15 protein-coding genes are annotated in these 16,268 nt (G+C 51.7%); 1 reads left to right on the top strand and 14 read right to left on the bottom strand.

Translation table 11 applies throughout. The features are described from left to right. Positions 1-190 precede the first annotated feature (190 nt). From CLFS41_RS09050 to ftsH, 7 genes are all read right to left on the bottom strand, one after another. Positions 191-1,900 carry a M20/M25/M40 family metallo-hydrolase gene (locus CLFS41_RS09050; protein ID WP_347467995.1) on the bottom strand — a complete coding sequence of 570 codons (1,710 nt, stop codon included), beginning with the start codon at positions 1,898-1,900 and terminating at the stop codon, positions 191-193. Positions 1,901-2,156: 256 nt separating this feature from the next. Continuing rightward, positions 2,157-3,137: an ABC transporter permease gene (locus CLFS41_RS09045; RefSeq protein WP_007862775.1), complete on the bottom strand. Its 981-nt coding sequence runs from the start codon at positions 3,135-3,137 to the stop codon at positions 2,157-2,159. Positions 3,138-3,153: 16 nt separating this feature from the next. Further along, positions 3,154-4,272 carry an ABC transporter permease gene (locus tag CLFS41_RS09040; RefSeq protein ID WP_007862777.1) on the bottom strand — a complete coding sequence of 373 codons (1,119 nt, stop codon included), beginning with the start codon at positions 4,270-4,272 and terminating at the stop codon, positions 3,154-3,156. Beyond that, positions 4,265-5,812 carry an ABC transporter ATP-binding protein gene (locus tag CLFS41_RS09035; protein ID WP_207740214.1) on the bottom strand — a complete coding sequence of 516 codons (1,548 nt, stop codon included), beginning with the start codon at positions 5,810-5,812 and terminating at the stop codon, positions 4,265-4,267. The genes CLFS41_RS09040 and CLFS41_RS09035 overlap by 8 nt, the downstream gene beginning before the upstream one ends. Before the next feature lie 177 nt (positions 5,813-5,989). Further along, a complete protein-coding gene (locus tag CLFS41_RS09030; protein ID WP_045092077.1) occupies positions 5,990-7,270 on the bottom strand; it encodes a BMP family ABC transporter substrate-binding protein in 1,281 nt (426 codons plus the stop codon). 471 nt (positions 7,271-7,741) lie between these two features. After that, entirely contained in the window at positions 7,742-8,026 is a 285-nt protein-coding gene (locus tag CLFS41_RS09025) for a DUF6809 family protein (RefSeq protein WP_007862786.1), read from the bottom strand. Between the two features lie 313 nt (positions 8,027-8,339). Then, the gene (gene ftsH, locus CLFS41_RS09020; protein ID WP_045092076.1) at positions 8,340-10,208 is read right to left on the bottom strand and encodes an ATP-dependent zinc metalloprotease FtsH; all 1,869 of its coding nucleotides are present in this window, start codon (positions 10,206-10,208) and stop codon (positions 8,340-8,342) included. Positions 10,209-10,419: 211 nt separating this feature from the next. On the opposite strand from ftsH, the gene CLFS41_RS09015 reads away from it, so the two are divergent. Then, positions 10,420-10,920 carry a MarR family transcriptional regulator gene (locus tag CLFS41_RS09015; RefSeq protein WP_007862790.1) on the top strand — a complete coding sequence of 167 codons (501 nt, stop codon included), beginning with the start codon at positions 10,420-10,422 and terminating at the stop codon, positions 10,918-10,920. A 109-nt stretch (positions 10,921-11,029) separates the two neighbouring features. On the opposite strand, the gene CLFS41_RS09010 is transcribed toward CLFS41_RS09015, so the two are convergent. From CLFS41_RS09010 to CLFS41_RS08980, 7 genes are all read right to left on the bottom strand, one after another. Next, positions 11,030-11,779, bottom strand: coding sequence for an amino acid ABC transporter ATP-binding protein (locus CLFS41_RS09010; protein WP_007862791.1), 750 nt, complete (start codon positions 11,777-11,779; stop codon positions 11,030-11,032). Further along, complete coding sequence (locus CLFS41_RS09005; RefSeq protein WP_007862792.1) at positions 11,769-12,461, bottom strand: amino acid ABC transporter permease; 693 nt, start codon at positions 12,459-12,461, stop codon at positions 11,769-11,771. The genes CLFS41_RS09010 and CLFS41_RS09005 overlap by 11 nt, the downstream gene beginning before the upstream one ends. A gap of 133 nt (positions 12,462-12,594) precedes the next feature. Then, positions 12,595-13,440: a basic amino acid ABC transporter substrate-binding protein gene (locus tag CLFS41_RS09000; protein ID WP_045092075.1), complete on the bottom strand. Its 846-nt coding sequence runs from the start codon at positions 13,438-13,440 to the stop codon at positions 12,595-12,597. 126 nt (positions 13,441-13,566) lie between these two features. Beyond that, positions 13,567-14,418, bottom strand: coding sequence for a bifunctional 5,10-methylenetetrahydrofolate dehydrogenase/5,10-methenyltetrahydrofolate cyclohydrolase (locus tag CLFS41_RS08995; protein WP_045092074.1), 852 nt, complete (start codon positions 14,416-14,418; stop codon positions 13,567-13,569). 60 nt (positions 14,419-14,478) lie between these two features. After that, positions 14,479-15,105, bottom strand: coding sequence for a cyclodeaminase/cyclohydrolase family protein (locus CLFS41_RS08990; protein WP_007862795.1), 627 nt, complete (start codon positions 15,103-15,105; stop codon positions 14,479-14,481). A 72-nt stretch (positions 15,106-15,177) separates the two neighbouring features. Beyond that, positions 15,178-15,780, bottom strand: coding sequence for a pentapeptide repeat-containing protein (locus tag CLFS41_RS08985; protein WP_045092097.1), 603 nt, complete (start codon positions 15,778-15,780; stop codon positions 15,178-15,180). Between the two features lie 16 nt (positions 15,781-15,796). Beyond that, a complete protein-coding gene (locus CLFS41_RS08980; protein ID WP_330412685.1) occupies positions 15,797-16,267 on the bottom strand; it encodes a pyridoxamine 5'-phosphate oxidase family protein in 471 nt (156 codons plus the stop codon). Position 16,268 lies beyond the last annotated feature (1 nt).

Genomic DNA, 16,268 nt, shown 5'->3' with positions numbered 1-16,268 from the left:
CTTGCACAAAGGCATGTGGAATTTAGTCTCGCACACTATTTTCAGATGCCCCGTTGGCATGCAAAAAACATCAAAACTGGGTGCTTATAGATTCATTATAAGGCAAATATATGAATTTGTTAAGGTGCAAAGTGGAAGTTAATTCCGCAAATTTACTGGAATAGTCCACAACTGGAATTTAGTTTTTCATTTAAGTAACTTCTTCCAGCAGGCTCCTGGCATTGACGCGCTCCGACATCTGGTGGGCATCCTTGCCAACTGGGCCAAAAAGAAGGGCCGGAACCTGGAATCCCGCCATGGCATCCAGGTCCATATGATACATACCTCCCCACAGCGGCGTATTGGCCGCATAGGACTGAAGTTCCGCCCGGTCCGGACCTGCGCAGTAGCTTAAATCCGATATCCCGCAGCAGTAATTGCGCCTGCCCAGCGGGATGCCGCACACTGTCTCTGCCGATGCTGCCAGTATCTCATACAGCGCGCTTCCTCTTCCAGTGCTTCCTCCCCCTGTACTTTCTCCTCCCCCTGTTCTTACTCCCCCTGCACTGCCCCCCGCACTGCCCTCCGCGCTATCCCTACCCGCGCCATCCGGAATGCGGTCGCTGTGATAAGCCGGGTAATAAGGCGGTGCAAAGGAGATCACCATCAAAGGGGCTGTAATCTCCGAGTAGGTCAGTACCGCGTCCATGATCTCCAGCGTGGCCTTGGGATAATTCCATTCCCCTGACCGGATACGGGCTTGTGCTGTCTCATAGAGGTCACGGAACCACTTTCCCGCTTCCTCCCCGTGGCGCTTGTGGCAGACATCCACCAGCTGGCCATACTCCATCACGCACCGGTCCATATCCACCTTTGGAAGGATATCCCCGGATTTCACACATGCCTCCTGGGCCTCCATGCGTTTCAGGTATGAGGAAAATGATTCCCTCCCGATTTCCTTCAGCCTGGCCATAACCGAATCCGCTGTCTTGTTGAATCCCAGCATACTCATGTATCCCGCTGCTCTCAGGGGAACGGAGACATCATATCCCTCCTTGCGGTCCCTCAGATTAAACCAGGTGGGCGGAGGGCATGGTTCCCCCTCATACTGTTCAGAGAACTCAGGCGCCAGCTCGGTGCGCATAAACATCTCAGCCAGTACGCCCACTGCGTTTAGTCCATGGAAACAGTTCACCACATGGGCTTTGGCCCCCTGTACCAGCACCGCGGGCATGGTCTTTCCCACGGAACCGATATACACCTGCTGCTTCCCTTCCTCATTAAAGCTGGGCTCCAGATCCAGCAGGCATGCATATTCCAGTCCATACTCTTGCAAAAGACCTGTAAATAGTGGAATGGAGCCCCGCATCCCGGCGGAATATGCCTCCTCATCCGCCACCGCTGCAAAAAGCAGGCACCCGGGCAGCTGCGGATGCTCCAGCATCAGCCGGCCATACCAATCCATAAGTGCCATGGCAATGGCCAGTCCCCCCTTCATATCGTTCACGCCTCTTCCAAACAGCCATTCACCGGACTCCAGATCCTCCCTGGCTTCCCTGGGAAGCATTGCCGCCAATGCTTCCAACTGGCTTTTGCCGGCGCGTTTCCACGCCTCCACATCATAGGCAAAAGATTCAAAACTGCCGTACTCCCGGGTATCTACTACATCATAGTGGCCTGTGAGTATAATGGTCCTCCCCGTGCTCCCCTTGATCAGCCCATAGGGTGTGGTCCGTTTCAGGTGATCCCCCTTAAGCGCATAGCTTCCCGCCATCTGGGGATGGGCTGCAAAATAGGGCTGGGCATTCAGTTCCGCCTCTATGTAATCCGCTGCCGCCCCCTCATATTCCGTATCAGACACGCTGGGAATCGCCACCAGTTCTTTCATATACCGGTAAATTCTGTCCTTTATTTCCACCACATCCGCCTCCATGTCACCTAAACCAAAACAACTGTTTTACACCGGATCTTCACATCCGGTCATCCTCTTTCCAATAAACGCTCCTCTAATCATAGCAGTTTACTGGGTATTGTCAAGATGTAAGAGGGGGATTAAAAGAGCGGATAGAGATTCATTGCCGCCAAAAAAGGAAGAGACTGGAACCGCTGCCCAAAATACAGTCCCTGCCTCTTCTCTGTTTTTATCTCTCTTTCCTGTTTTATCTCTCTTTCCTGTTTTATCTCTCTTCTCTGAAATACGCCAGTCCCAGGCTCTGGGGCGGCTGGTACTCCCTCTTCTTTCTAAGGCTGGTGATCACCAGCACCACAATGGTGACAACGTAGGGAAGGGCTTTAAAAATTTCCTGCGCCCCTCTGTCCAGTCCCGGAATATACAGGTACAGGATATACAGGCCTCCAAACAGGATGGAACCCCAGATGGCATTCACCGGCTTCCACAGTGCAAATATAACAAGGGCAATGGCCAGCCATCCCCTGTCGCCGAATCCGTTGTTGGTCCAGGTTCCCCCTGAATACTCCATTACAAAATACAATCCGCCCAGACCGCTGATCCCGCCCCCGATGCAGGTTGCCAGATACTTGTAGGCAGTGACATTGATACCGGCCGCATCAGCTGTTGCCGGGCTTTCGCCCACGGCCCTGAGGTTAAGTCCCTTCCTTGTCTTGCTAAGGAAAAATGCAAGTGCAATGGCCAGAAGGATTGCCAGATATGTGAGAAATCCGTAGGAGAACAGCACCTGCCCCACCACTCCCAGTTTGGAAAGCCCGGGAATGGGCGTCTTGTAGGCCGCGCCAGTGACAGCCACGGAAATCTGTCCCACGCCTCCTGCCAGCTTTGCCAGGGAACCGCCGAAAAAGTTGCCGAATCCCACGCCAAATGTGGTCAGGGCCAGGCCGGTTACGTTCTGGTTTGCCCGCAGCGTGATGGTCAGTACGCTGTACACCAGGCCTCCCAGGGCCGCGCAGGCAAATGCGCAGAAAAAGGAGATCAAAAGCCCCACAAACCCATTGGGCGTCTCCACTGAATTTTCATATAAAAATGCGCCGATCAGGCCGGCAATACCGCCCATGTACATCATTCCCGGAATACCCAGATTCAGGTTTCCCGATTTTTCCGTCATGATCTCCCCCAGGGCGCCGTACAGGATCCCGATCCCCTGCCCAATGGCCTTTTGTATAAATATAACTAAAAATCCCATATTCTCATCCTCCCTTCTAAACCGTCCGGTCTTTATGCCTGCCGCGCACAGCTACCCTGTAATTGATAAAGAACTCACAGCCCAGAATAAAGAACAGGATGATACCTGTTATGACATCAGAAGCATTTTCATTCAGATTAAACTGGGAAGCGATCTGCCCCGCTCCCTTTTGCATGAACACCAGGAAAAATGAAACCAGGATCATGGCAAACGCATTAAACTTGCTGAGCCAGGAAACAATGATGGCCGTAAAGCCCCGTCCCCCCGCCGTGCTGGTGGAAATGGTGTGGCTTGCGCCGCTGACAATGATAAATCCGGCAATTCCGCAGATGGCACCGGATAAGGCCATGGTCCGCAGGATCACCTTTTTTACATTGATCCCCGCGTACCGGGCCGTATTCTCGCTCTCGCCCACAACAGCGATCTCATACCCCTGCTTGCTGTATTTCAGGTAAATGAACATGGCCAGGGTCAATGCCAGCACAATGACCAGGTTCCAGCCGTAATCCAGCCCGAACAGCTTTGGAAGCCAGCCGCCCTGGGTGGAGGAATTGATGGTACCCACTGAATTGGAGCCCTTGGGGTTCTCCCAGAAAATGATACAGTAGGTGATCACCTGCATGGCCACGTAGTTCATCATCAGGGTAAATAATGTCTCATTGGTATTCCAGTAAGCCTTAAAAAATGCCGGGATCGCTGCCCACACCATGGCGGACAGGGCGCTGCCCAAAAGCATCAGCGGAAACAGCACAATGGCGGGAAGGGAGTTTCCCAAGTAGATCATCATGGCAGCGGATGTAACGCCCCCGATCAGTACCTGCCCCTCGGCGCCAATGTTCCAGAACCGCATCTTAAATGCGGGCGTGATACCGATCGCAATGCACAAAAGCACCAGGGTATCCCTGATGGTCATCCAGATACGCCTTTTGGTGCCCACTGCACCGTCAAAAATCCCTTTATATACCTCAATTGGATTCAGCCCGGTAAGAGCAAATATGACACCGGCACAGACCACCAGCGCCAGAATAACGGCAGCCAGCCTGATCAGCCATGCCTTCCATGGCTCAATCCCATCGCGCTTGGATATATGCATCAGAGGTTCCCTTGTGGATACTGCGGTTATCTCCTTACTCATCTAAGCCACCTCCTACCTTTGTCATCATCAGGCCCACTTCTTCCTTAGTTGCCGTCCGGCCGTCCACAATGCCGCTGATCCGGCCGCCGCACAGCACCAGGATCCTGTCGCACAGCTCCAGCAGAACGTCCAGGTCCTCGCCCACACAGATCACAGCAGCCCCCTGCTGCTTCTGCTCATTGAGAAGGTGGTAGATTGTATAGGAAGAATTGATATCCAGTCCCCGGACCGGATATGCCACCATCAGCACCTTGGGGTTGGAGGAAATCTCACGCCCCACCAAAACCTTCTGCACATTGCCTCCTGACAGCTTGCGCACAGGCGTGGAAACCCCCGGCGTCACCACCTCCAGTTCCTCTATAATATGTTCAGCCAGGGTCTTGGGCGTTTTCCTGTCGGCAAAAAACAAACGCCCCTTCCTGTATCCCCTGAGCATCATGTTGTCCGTCATGTCCATGGAGCCCACCAGCCCCATGCCCAGCCGGTCCTCAGGCACAAAGGAAAGCTTTACTCCCAGCTTGCTGATAGCCGCAGCGCTCATGCCTGCCAGGTTCTTTTCCCCTCCCTCGGGAGGGTAGTAGGTGATGGCGCCCGATTCCATGTGCATAAGCCCTGCAATGGACTCCAGCAGTTCCTTTTGCCCGCTTCCCGCGATCCCCGCTACTCCCAGTATTTCCCCGCTGTATGCAGTAAAAGAAGCCTGGTCCAGGGTCTTAATCCCTTCCTTGTCCACGCAGGTGACACCCGATACCTCCAGACGTTTCTGCGGGTTCACCGGCATTGGCCGGTCAATGTTAAGGCTTACCTTTTTCCCAACCATCATCTCGGTAAGGGATTCCTCCGTAGCTTCACTGGTCTGTACGGTCCCTATGTACTGTCCCTTGCGCAGGACGGAAACACGGTCGGACAGCGCCAGCACCTCGTGAAGCTTATGGGTGATGATGATAATGGAATGGCCTGCCTGGCGCATATTTCGCAAAACCGCAAAGAGCTTGTCCGTTTCCTGGGGCGTCAGCACAGCGGTGGGCTCGTCCAGGATCAGGATATCCACTCCCCGGTACAGAAGCTTGACGATTTCCACGGTCTGTTTCTGGGACACGGACATGGTATAGATCTTCTGGCCGGGATCCAGGTCAAAGCCGTATCTGGCTGTGAGCTCATTGATCCTGGCAGTCACGCCTTTCATATCCAGGACCTCTTTGCCTGCCAGACCAAGGATGATGTTCTCCGCTGCTGTCAGGACATCCACCAGTTTGAAATGCTGATGGATCATGCCGATCCCCAGTGTAAAGGAATCCTTGGGGGAACGGATGGTCACCTCGTTTCCATTTACAAATATCTGTCCCTCATCCGGATAATAGATCCCTGAGATCATGTTCATGAGAGTGGTCTTCCCACTTCCGTTCTCGCCCAGAATGGACAGTATCTCTCCCCGCTTAACGGAAAGACATACCTTGTGGTTTGCAGTAACCTTGCCGAATCGTTTTGTGATGTTTTTCAGTTCAATTGCATATGTTTCGCTCACCCGGCAGACCTCCATTTTCTTCTATTTTCTTGCGTATCTTCTTCCATCTGAAATAAAACCAAAAGAAACTTTCTTACTATACAGGAGAAAATCTCTTTTCACTTTATTTTCCATGGTTCATTGCTTCGTGGAAAAAAGCGGAGCCAATGGCGTGGCTCCGCTTTTACAGCCCAATTGATCCCCAGCGGGAATTTAGTTGTCAATTGTCTTGATTCCATCGATCAGGATATCGAAGGCAGGAGCAGACGCAAACTCTGACTCATGGAAATATCCATCGGAAATGTATTCGATATCACTGCCATCCTTCTTGTAGGTATCCAGTGTCTTGCCATCCTGGGTCCAGGTTGAGGTATCAAATACGTGAAGCTCGCCGGATGCCAGCTTAAGTTCCACTTCCTCTACCTTTTCCTTGGTTCCCGGGGCAACAGCAGCTTCATTCAGTTCAGTGATAAGAACAGCGCCGTCAGAGAAGCCCTTGCACCAGTCTACCGGGATCTCGGTTCCATCCAGGACATGCTTTACAGCCTCGGTCACATATGCGCCCCAGTTGTTGGAAGCGGATGTGAGAGCCTGCTTGGGAGCGGTTGCGATCATGGAAATGTTGTAGCCTACACAGGGAACGCCGGCTGCCTCACAGGCAGTAGGTGCGCCGGTGGTATCCGCATGCTGGCTGATCAGCACACATCCATCGGAAATCAAAGCATCTGCGGCCTCTTTCTCCAGATCAAAGCTGGCCCAGCTGTTGGTATACTTAACTTCCATGGTGGCATCCGGGCATACGGAACGCACGCCCAGGAAGAAGGATGTATATCCGCTGATAACCTCAGCATATGGATAAGCGCCCACATATCCGATCTTGCAGGCATCCTTGGCCACTGTGCCGTTCTCGATCATCTGGTTCAGTTTAAGGCCTGCAACCACGCCTGACACGTAACGAGCTTCATAAATAGATGTAAAGTAGTTATGCATATTGCTCAGACCGCTGGAAGCCGCCTGGAAACCGGTAGCATGGCAGAACTGAACCTCAGGATACTCCTTGGCTGCCTCGATCACATAGGACTCATGTCCAAAGCTGTTGGCAAATACGATCTGGCATCCCTGGTCTGCCAGGTCCATGGCTGCATCCTTGGCTGTCTCATCCTCTGGAATGTTCCACTTAACAATGATCTGATCGTCAGACAGGCCCAGTGCCTCCTTCATCTCCATGGCGCCGGCATAGTGGGCAGCTGTATATCCCTCATTCTCATCGCCTATGTAGACAAAACCAACCTTCAGATCTTCCTTGGCCACACCGCCCGCAGGCGCTGGTTCCGTGGCCTCTGTCTCAGCCCCGTCTGCTGCCGCAGATGACTCCACTGCTGCTGTGGTGTCCGGTGCCGCTGTGGTCTCCGCTGTCTTGGATCCGCCGCAGGCTGCTAATGACAGTGTCATCACACCGGCCAGGGCCACGCTGACAAACTTACGTAATTTCATAGTACTCTCCTCCATGAAGTGTCGCGTACGATCGGAGGTTCCGAAAGTACACTGTAATTTTAGGGTCAGACCCTGATTGAACATCCATCTCCGCCGTCTGTCCATCCTGCTTTGCGGTATATTCAGCCCAAATTCAGGCTGCATCCCTTGCTATGCGTCCTTTATTTGGTTCAAATCTCCCACAAACAGAAAACATATCTGACGGAAAACAATGATCAAACACGCTCCGGGACCGAAAATACGTCAGGTTCTGACAGTGCCGCAATACTATACAAAGCCGTACCATCTTCTTCCTGACGCTCCATCGCTGTCCTACCCTGTTAAAAGTAACACAAATACGTAGTTAAGTATATCACTTTTTCCATCATTGTCAATATTAACCAGTAATTTCAACCTATTTTTACACAATAAAGTACATCCGCTTTGATTTATCAGCAATCCCCACTCATATTCTTAAGCTACACTTATATTTCAGGCTTGGTCCCGCCCGTTTTCGCAAAATACCTCGCACATAATTCCGGCTCCCAAACGGAACCCATGGCTGAATGTATGGGATTTCTCCATGAAAGTCAGCTCCAGGTAATGCTCCATCAGAGTGTCAAACTCAGCCCTCATATCCTCATCCAGCCGTTCCGTGAAACGTTCCATCTCCTTCAATGATTCCCTGCACATTTCATCATATTCCTCACAGCCCTGTATCACACTGTCCGCGGGGTGCAGCTCTCCTGCATAAAGCATGTCCAAAATTTTACCCATTCCTTATTCCTGCCTTTCATCTGTCAGTATACGGCAGGGCCTGGCCCATCCTGTACTTGATCCCGTGTCTCTGCTGCCTCTCTCCTCATCCAAAATCCATCTTATCCATCATCTATTCCTACCCTCAATGGACAAAGGTAAATATATCCCCTGCCTGCTGAGGGTACCATCTGCTTATCTCAAGGCACAGATACGGAGCACATTCCAAACGCCCCCACCCTGTCTATGATTTAAGAATAACACAGCCCCGGGGCAAATGCAAATTTAAATTGCATCTGTCCCGGGGCTGCAATACAAGAATCCGTATTCAGGATCACGCTTCCTGCACCCTGTTAAAGATCTCCATAAATTCCTCGCCGGTAATAGTCTCCTTCTCCAGCAGATGGGCAGCTATCTCATGGAGCCTGGTTTCATTGTTCCGAAGGATATCCAAAGCCTTGGCATGCTGTTCTTTCACGATCTTAACAACCTGTTCATCTATGAGCCTGGCAGTCTCCGGCGCACAGGCCAGGGAGGTGTCACCGCCCAGATACTGGTTGTTTACAGTCTCCATGGCAACCATATCAAATTCATCCGTCATGCCGTACCGGGTGACCATGGAGCGGGCAATCCTTGTGGCCTGTTCAATATCATTGGATGCGCCTGTGGTGATGGAATGGAAAATGAGTTCTTCAGCCGCCCGTCCCCCTGTAAAGGTGGCGATCTTGTTCAGCGCCTCCTCCTTGCTCATGAGATACCGCTCTCCCTGTTCCACCTGCATGGTATATCCCAATGCACCGGATGTCCTTGGTATGATGGTGATCTTCTGCACCGGTGCGGAGTGTGTCTGGCAGGCCGCCACCAGGGCATGGCCAACCTCATGGTATGCCACGATCTTGCGCTCCTCCTGGGAGATCACGGCGTTCTTTTTCTGGTATCCCGCAATGACGGTCTCTACGCTTTCCTCCAGGTCCGCCTGCACCACGGCTCCCCTGCCCATTCTCACCGCTCTCAGGGCTGCCTCGTTAATGATATTGGCCAGCTCCGCTCCGCTGGCTCCTGCCGTTGCCCTGGCAATGGCATTGTAATCCACATCATCAGACATCTTCACATTTTGTCCGTGTACCTTTAAGATGGCTTCCCTCCCTTTCAGGTCAGGCAGCTCCACGGGCACTCTCCGGTCAAACCGGCCCGGACGCAGAAGGGCCTTGTCCAGGGATTCCGGACGGTTGGTGGCAGCCAGGATCACAACCCCCTTCTTGCCGTCAAATCCGTCCATCTCGGTCAGAAGCTGGTTCAGGGTCTGCTCCCTCTCATCATTTCCGCCCATCCCGCCGCCGTCACGTTTCTTTCCAATGGTATCGATCTCATCAATGAATACAATACAGGGCGCCTTGTCATTGGCCTGCTTAAACAGGTCCCTGACCTTGGCCGCGCCCATGCCCACAAACATTTCCACAAATTCAGAACCTGATATGGAGAAAAAGGGCACATGGGCTTCACCTGCAACAGCCCTTGCCAGCAGCGTCTTACCTGTTCCGGGAGGTCCCACCAGAAGGGCGCCCTTGGGAAGGTTTGCGCCAATGTCCGCATACTTCTGGGGATTGTGCAGGAAATCCACGATCTCCTTCAGCGCATCCTTGGCCTCCTCCTCGCCCGCCACATCTGCAAATGTGATCCCTGTTTCATTTTCAGCATAAATCTTTGCATTGGACTTTCCAAAAGTCATGGCATTGTTACCGCCCATGCGCTTGCTCATCATGCGTCCCATGATCTGTCCGATGATTACAAACATCAGGATGGGCGCCACCCATGACATCAGGAAACTCAGCAGCGGGGAAGCCTTTGTGGGAATCTCCCTTGTATAGTTTTCCACCTTTCCTTCCGACTTAGCTGTGTCCAGACGCTGGGCCAGATTATCACCCGGCACAGGGCCTGTCTTGTAAGTCACATTCCACTGCTGGTCCTTGGTGGAAAACTGGACCTGTGTCTCATCGCTGCTCATGTACACGTCTTTCACATTACCGGAATCCAGCTGTGTGATAAATTCACTGTAGGGAACCTCAATTGAGCGCTCCATCATGGGAAATACCAAGGCATTTAACACCATGACGATCAATATGACTAAAAAATAATAGTAGATAAACGGCTTTTTATTACCTGGGCCGCCGGCTGTTCTCTTGCCGTCTTCACTTGTACCCATATATGTTCTCCTTTTCTCTTCTCATACTCTGTGATGCGTCTTCCTACGCATCCCCGTATTTTTTGTTTCCGTTCACATGTAAGATAATACGAAATGCAAATTTTGTCAATGATTTATAGTAAATTTTTATTTACTTTTAATATTTATTGACATTTCTCCCGTTATGTGATAAAACGTGAAAAGAGGACTCACAGAGGAGGTAGTTACATTAATGACTGATCATACACCTGATTCCAGAACTGTGGGGGAACATTTCCTGGAATTTATCATCTCATTTTTTAACCTGGCAAAGGGCAGGTACCAGCAGCAGAACCAGATCAAGGCCAACTCCGTGGCCTTTCATGCCCTGGTGGTATTAAACCAGCCGGGCCGTCCGGCTCCCACCATGTCGGAGCTGGCCTCGGAACTGGAGATCACCAAACAGCAGCTGACCAAACTGGTCAATGACCTGGAGGAAAAGCAGCTGGTGGAAAGACAGCATGACCACAGGAACCGGCGCCAGGTCTATCTGACCATCACTCCCACCGGCGTCAGGATCGTGCAGCAGTTAAAGGAAGCCATGCTCAGCTGCACCATGGCCGGGCTTTCCGGCTTTACCAGGGAGGAGCTGTCTGAGATGGATGACTGCCTGGTAAGGCTTTCCGCCCTTTTAGACAAGTTCGACCCCCAGAAGCCCCAGGATATGGACTGCGGGGATTTCCCTCAGATATAGGATTTGCGAAATCTGACACAATATACAAAAAGGCCGCTGCCCTTGACCGGAAACATTTCTGCTTCCGGCCAAGGGCAGCGGCCCTGCTATATATGAAGTACCTGTTATGTTACAGCACCTTGCTGAGGAATGATTTCAGTCTCTCATTCTTAGGATTGCCGAAAAACTCTTCCGGCGCAGCTTCCTCCATGAAATACCCTTCATCCATAAACATTACGCGGTTGGCCACCTCCCTGGCAAATCCCATCTCGTGGGTAACCACCACCATGGTCATCTTTTCCTTGGCCAGATCACGCATAACGCTTAATACCTCGCCTACCATTTCCGGATCCAGGGCGGACGTGGGCTCGTCAAACAGCATCACATCCGGTTTCATGCACAATGCCCTGACAATGGCAATACGCTGCTTCTGACCGCCGGACAGCTGGCTTGGATACGCATGAGCCCTGTCGGCCAGGCCCACACGCTCCAAAAGCGTCATGGCCTCCGCCTCGGCCTCCTGGGCGCTTTTTCCCTGGAGCTTCATGGGAGCAATGGTCAGGTTCTTCATGATATCCATATGGGGGAACAGGTTAAATTGCTGAAACACCATGCCCATCTTCTGGCGGTGCTTGTCAATGTCTGTCTTGGGATCCGTTATATCGGTCCCCTCAAAATAGATCTGGCCCTGTGTGGGTTCCTCCAGAAGGTTCAGACATCTCAGGAACGTACTTTTGCCCGAACCGGAAGGGCCTACCACAAACACCACATCACCTTTGTATATATTTACATTGATTCCCTTTAATACATGGATGTCGCCAAAGCTTTTACCCAGATTCTGTACCTGGATCAATGGCTCTCTGTTCAAATTACCGCTCATTCTGCCTTAACCTCCCTTCCAGGATCTGGATCAGTTTTGTAAATATCATGACAATGACCAGATACACAAGGGCTACCGCGATCAAAGGCATGAAAGCGCTGTATGTCCTGCTTCGGATAATATCGCCGCCCTTTGTCAGATCCTGGATGGCAATATAACCGGATACGGAGGTTTCCTTTAACAGGGAAATGAACTCGTTGCACAGGGTCGGGAGCACGGTCTTAAATGCCTGGGGCATGATGATGTACCACATGGTCTGTACATAGTTAAAGCCCAGACTGCGTCCTGCCTCCATCTGTCCCGCGTCAATGGACATGATACCGCTTCGGAATATCTCAGCCACATAAGCGCCTGAGTTGATGCCAAATGCCATAATGGCCACCAGCACCTTGTCGATCCTGGCACTGCCAAACACCACAAAGTAGATGATCAGCAGCTGTACCACCACGGGCGTGCCGCGGATTACGGTCAGATACACTTTGCAGATGGCATTTAACAGTTTCAGTTTGTGGGTCTTTTCATAGGTGGAGCGGATCATGCCCACAATGAAGCCCAGCACAATGCCCATAAGACAGGCAAACAGTGTGATAATCAATGTTGTCTTCAAACCGTCCGTGAGATATTTCCACCGGTTCTCAGAAACAAAGTTCAGGTAAAATGCATCTGTAAACGTATTCCACATGCTAATCGTCCTCTGCTCTTTCTTCTATAATAAATCGTAAAAACTGCCGCAGACTGCCGAAGACAGTACTGCGGCAGTCCGATACCGGCCAATCATGCCACTGCCGGCACCCTCATGTCGTTATATCAGTCAATTATTCTGCCTTGATATACTTAGCAACGATCTCATCCAGAGTACCGTTTTCCTTCAGGGTCTTTAATGCGCCGTTGATCTTGTCTAACAGCTCTGTATTGCCCTTCTTTACAGCAATCGCATATTCCTCATCTGTAAAGGACTCCTCAAGGATCTTTAAGCCTTCGGTCTGTGCAACAAACGTCTTGGCAGGCTCGCCATCGATCACAACCGCATCGATTTTGCCCTGGCTTAATGCCTGAACAGCCTCAAAGCCCTTGTTGTAACGCTCTACCGTGGTGCCGTCTGCTTCCAGGTCAGATACATAGATGTCGCCGGTGGTTCCAAGCTGAACGCCTACAATCTTGCCTGCCAGGTCATCCGGGGAAGCAATCTCGCTGTCCTCTTTTACAATTACCTTCTGGGACGCCTTTGCATAGGTATCGGAGAAGTCTACGGACTGCTTGCGGTCCTCTGTAACAGTCATGCCTGCCAGGCCCATATCAGCCTTGCCGGAAGTGATCTCAGGAATAATGGAATCAAATGCAATATCTTCAATCTCCAGTTCCATGCCCAGTTCGCCTGCAATTGCCTTTGCGATCTCCGCATCAATACCAACGATCTCGCCGCCGTCATGGTACTCATATGGCGGGAACTCTGCATTAGTAGCCATAACCAGAACACCGCCGGCTGCCTCTGTCTCAGCTGCCTCAGCTGATGTCTCTGCGTTTTCAGCTGCCGTTGTATCTGCTGCCGTTGTGTCTGCTGCTGTAGTTGCTGCAGTGGTTTCTTTTGCACCGCCGCCGCATGCGGTCAGGGAAGCTGCCATAAGCGCTGCCATGGTCAGAGCTATCATTTTCTTCTTCATAATTACTCTCCTCTTTTCTTTTATGCATGAAAATGCATAACTATAAAAATATTTAACATTTTATATTATAATGCATTTTTTAAGTTTAGCAAGAGGAAAATGCGGGAATTAGCAAAGAATTTCCTTTCAGCCTTCCAGGCCGGCTCTGCGAAGAGCTGCACAGAGCAGATGCTTGGCCAGCACCGCGGTAGTCACCGCACCCACGCCGCCAGGTACGGGTGTAGCCATGGAAGCCGTCTCTGAAATGGAATCAAAATCCACATCCCCGCACAGCTTACCGTTCTCATCCACATTGATCCCCACATCGATCACAACCGCGTCACGGCCCACATACCGGCTGTCCAGCATTTTGGCACGGCCTGCGGCGGCTACAAGGATCTCTCCGTCACGGCAGGTTGCTTCCAGTTCCCTTGTCCTGGTGTGGCAAATGGTAACGGTTGCATTTTCTTTCAGCATCAGCATGGACAAGGGGCGGCCAACCACCATACTGCGGCCCACGATCGTCACACGCTTTCCTGTAATAGGGATATTGTTTGCTTTCAGCACCTCAATAACCGCCTCCGCGGTACAGGGGGCAAATCCCGTGCTGTCTCCTGCAAACACCTTTGCGATGTTGGACGGGGAGATGCCGTCCAGGTCTTTTGAAGGATCGATCATCTTCTCAATGTCGGCTTCCACAATCTGTTTTGGCAGGGGGCGCAGCAGCAGGATCCCTGTCACATCCTCATCACGGTTGATCTTATGAAATTCCTGTTTAAACTCCTGGTCCGACACATCTTCCGGGAACACATAGGACTGTACCCTGAGTCCGAAGCTCTCCATCTTTTTTGTGGCGCCCCGCTCATATGACATGTCGTCCGGCCGCTCTCCCACCCTGACAATTGCAAGTTTCGGCACATGCTCTCCCAGCCGGGAAAGCATCTGTGCGGCCTGCTCCTTAATCTTGGCAGAAACCTCTGCCCCCTTTAGTATCTCCATTGTTGTCTCCTTCCTGTTGCCAACTGTTCACTCCAAAACGTGTCTGCATTTTACCGTTTCTCACTTCAGCTGTTCCAAAACCCCGGCATAGATCCGGTCCGCCCTGGCTGTTCCCTCTTCGATCAACCGCTCTGCCCTGGCATTCAGGTCCTCTGCCTTATCCCTGTTCTTCATGGACTTCGTATTGATATACACATTCATCACGGCTCCCAGGACCGCGGTGCGGATAAACTGCACACCCACTCCCACGTCACTGATTGCCAGCCGGCTTCCCTTTTCCCCCAGGACTTCCAGGATATCCAGCATTTCCACTGCCCGTTCCATGATCTCCAGCGGAACACAGCTTGCGTCCAGCAGGCGTTCTTCCATCACCTTTTCCTTATAAGCCTTTTCCTCCGGCGTGGCGGAAGGAAGGCTGTAGCACTGGGCCAGTGGGGCAAACACCTCTGCATCCCTGTCTGCCAGGGCCACAAACTGGGCCTGCATCTTTTCCATCCTGGATAGAAGCCCCTGTATCTCTTCCTCCACATCCGCATACTTTTTCTTTCCAATGGTCAGGTTTCCCACCATCCGGCCAAGGGCATTGCCCAGGGCCCCTGCCAGGGCCGATGCCCCGCCGCCGCCCGGCACAGGCTGTTTAGAGGACAGTACCTCCAGAAATGCTTCTATTGTCTTTTGTTCTACCATACTGACGACCTCCTGCGTTTTATCAATGTTATTCCGTACTGCTCCATGCACTACTTCCCGGGGCGTGCCGCCCTATACGATTTTGACCCCCATCAGCTTTGCCAGCTCCGCTGCCTGAAAAAGGTTCACCTTGACACCTGAAAGTTCCGTGTACTGGTCTGATACCATTATATTGTCAATGGTGCAGTCTGACAAGTCCATTCCTTTTAAGGGCGTCCTGAAAAAATCCGTCTGAGTCAGATCTGTTTTGGAACACGTTGTTTTCTTGAATTTTACCTCGGACAAAAAGGACTCCCTAAGGCAGCAGCAGGTGATCTCACAGAATTCCCAGTATGCCGTGGAAAAATTGGCATAGCGGAACTGGCATTCCTGAAACGTCACCCACTTGAAGCTGGAATTGGTAAACCGGCTTCCGTCCCCTTTACAGCCCTTTGCCTTTGTGTTTTTCCAATAGCTGTCCCCAAAGGTACAGTTGGAAAAATCGCAATTGTCAAATAAGACATTGCAGAAGGATGCCCCTGTAAAATCACAGTCCGTGAACCGGCATCTTACAAAGGTGACCGTGTCAAATTCCACCCGCTGTCCCTTTGCCTCCTCTGCAACCTCATCCGTGTATTTCTGATTCTCCACAGGGCATTCCTCAAGGGCTGCCTGCACAATGTCATTTAAAAGCATATGTTTCCTTTCATTATTATTCATTCGCCTTGGCGCACAGCTTCTCCACATCCAGGCGTATGACCGCAGTGCGCCGAAGCATTGCGTCAGGATATTCCCAGGTTCCGGTTCCGGACATATGCTTCATGATACAGTCCAGTCCGTGCCGTTTCTCCTCCGGATCCTCCACCACAGCGATCCTTCCCTCCCCCACAATACTCCGGTAGCGGAATGAGAAACCGCAGGCCGCATCCGCCCTCACCAGTTCATGTGCCGTGTCCATCTCAAAACCGGCACATCCGTTTTTGCGGATCAAGTCCATTTTCCTTCCCTTCGCCGCGCCATGAAAGTATAATACATTGCCCGCACTGTCATATCCAAAATTTACAGGCACGATATATGGGCACCTTCCGTCAGCCAGCGCGATCCTGCAGCATTGACACTCCCGTATGATCTTAAGGATGCTGTCCCTGTCCGCTATCTCCCGTTCTTTTCTTCTCATTTCCATC

The sequence above is a fragment of the Clostridium sp. FS41 genome, assembly GCF_000954015.1.
GTDB classification, from domain to species: domain Bacteria; phylum Bacillota; class Clostridia; order Lachnospirales; family Lachnospiraceae; genus Enterocloster; species Enterocloster citroniae.
The sequence above is the reverse complement of the archived record's forward strand: the minus strand, read 5'-3'. Positions and strand labels throughout refer to the sequence as shown.

What these genes read in the sequence shown, in the direction of transcription:
- CLFS41_RS09045 (WP_007862775.1), bottom strand. Translation starts at nt 3,137, where the DNA reads ATGGGATTTTTAGTTATATTTATACAAAAGGCCATTGGGCAGGGGATC.
- CLFS41_RS09040 (WP_007862777.1), bottom strand. Translation starts at nt 4,272, where the DNA reads ATGAGTAAGGAGATAACCGCAGTATCCACAAGGGAACCTCTGATGCAT.
- CLFS41_RS09035 (WP_207740214.1), bottom strand. Translation starts at nt 5,812, where the DNA reads ATGGAGGTCTGCCGGGTGAGCGAAACATATGCAATTGAACTGAAAAAC.
- CLFS41_RS09030 (WP_045092077.1), bottom strand. Translation starts at nt 7,270, where the DNA reads ATGAAATTACGTAAGTTTGTCAGCGTGGCCCTGGCCGGTGTGATGACA.
- CLFS41_RS09025 (WP_007862786.1), bottom strand. Translation starts at nt 8,026, where the DNA reads ATGGGTAAAATTTTGGACATGCTTTATGCAGGAGAGCTGCACCCCGCG.
- ftsH (WP_045092076.1), bottom strand. Translation starts at nt 10,208, where the DNA reads ATGGGTACAAGTGAAGACGGCAAGAGAACAGCCGGCGGCCCAGGTAAT.
- CLFS41_RS09015 (WP_007862790.1), top strand. Translation starts at nt 10,420, where the DNA reads ATGACTGATCATACACCTGATTCCAGAACTGTGGGGGAACATTTCCTG.
- CLFS41_RS09010 (WP_007862791.1), bottom strand. Translation starts at nt 11,779, where the DNA reads ATGAGCGGTAATTTGAACAGAGAGCCATTGATCCAGGTACAGAATCTG.
- CLFS41_RS09005 (WP_007862792.1), bottom strand. Translation starts at nt 12,461, where the DNA reads ATGTGGAATACGTTTACAGATGCATTTTACCTGAACTTTGTTTCTGAG.
- CLFS41_RS09000 (WP_045092075.1), bottom strand. Translation starts at nt 13,440, where the DNA reads ATGAAGAAGAAAATGATAGCTCTGACCATGGCAGCGCTTATGGCAGCT.
- CLFS41_RS08995 (WP_045092074.1), bottom strand. Translation starts at nt 14,418, where the DNA reads ATGGAGATACTAAAGGGGGCAGAGGTTTCTGCCAAGATTAAGGAGCAG.
- CLFS41_RS08990 (WP_007862795.1), bottom strand. Translation starts at nt 15,105, where the DNA reads ATGGTAGAACAAAAGACAATAGAAGCATTTCTGGAGGTACTGTCCTCT.
- CLFS41_RS08985 (WP_045092097.1), bottom strand. Translation starts at nt 15,780, where the DNA reads ATGCTTTTAAATGACATTGTGCAGGCAGCCCTTGAGGAATGCCCTGTG.
- CLFS41_RS08980 (WP_330412685.1), bottom strand. Translation starts at nt 16,267, where the DNA reads ATGGAAATGAGAAGAAAAGAACGGGAGATAGCGGACAGGGACAGCATC.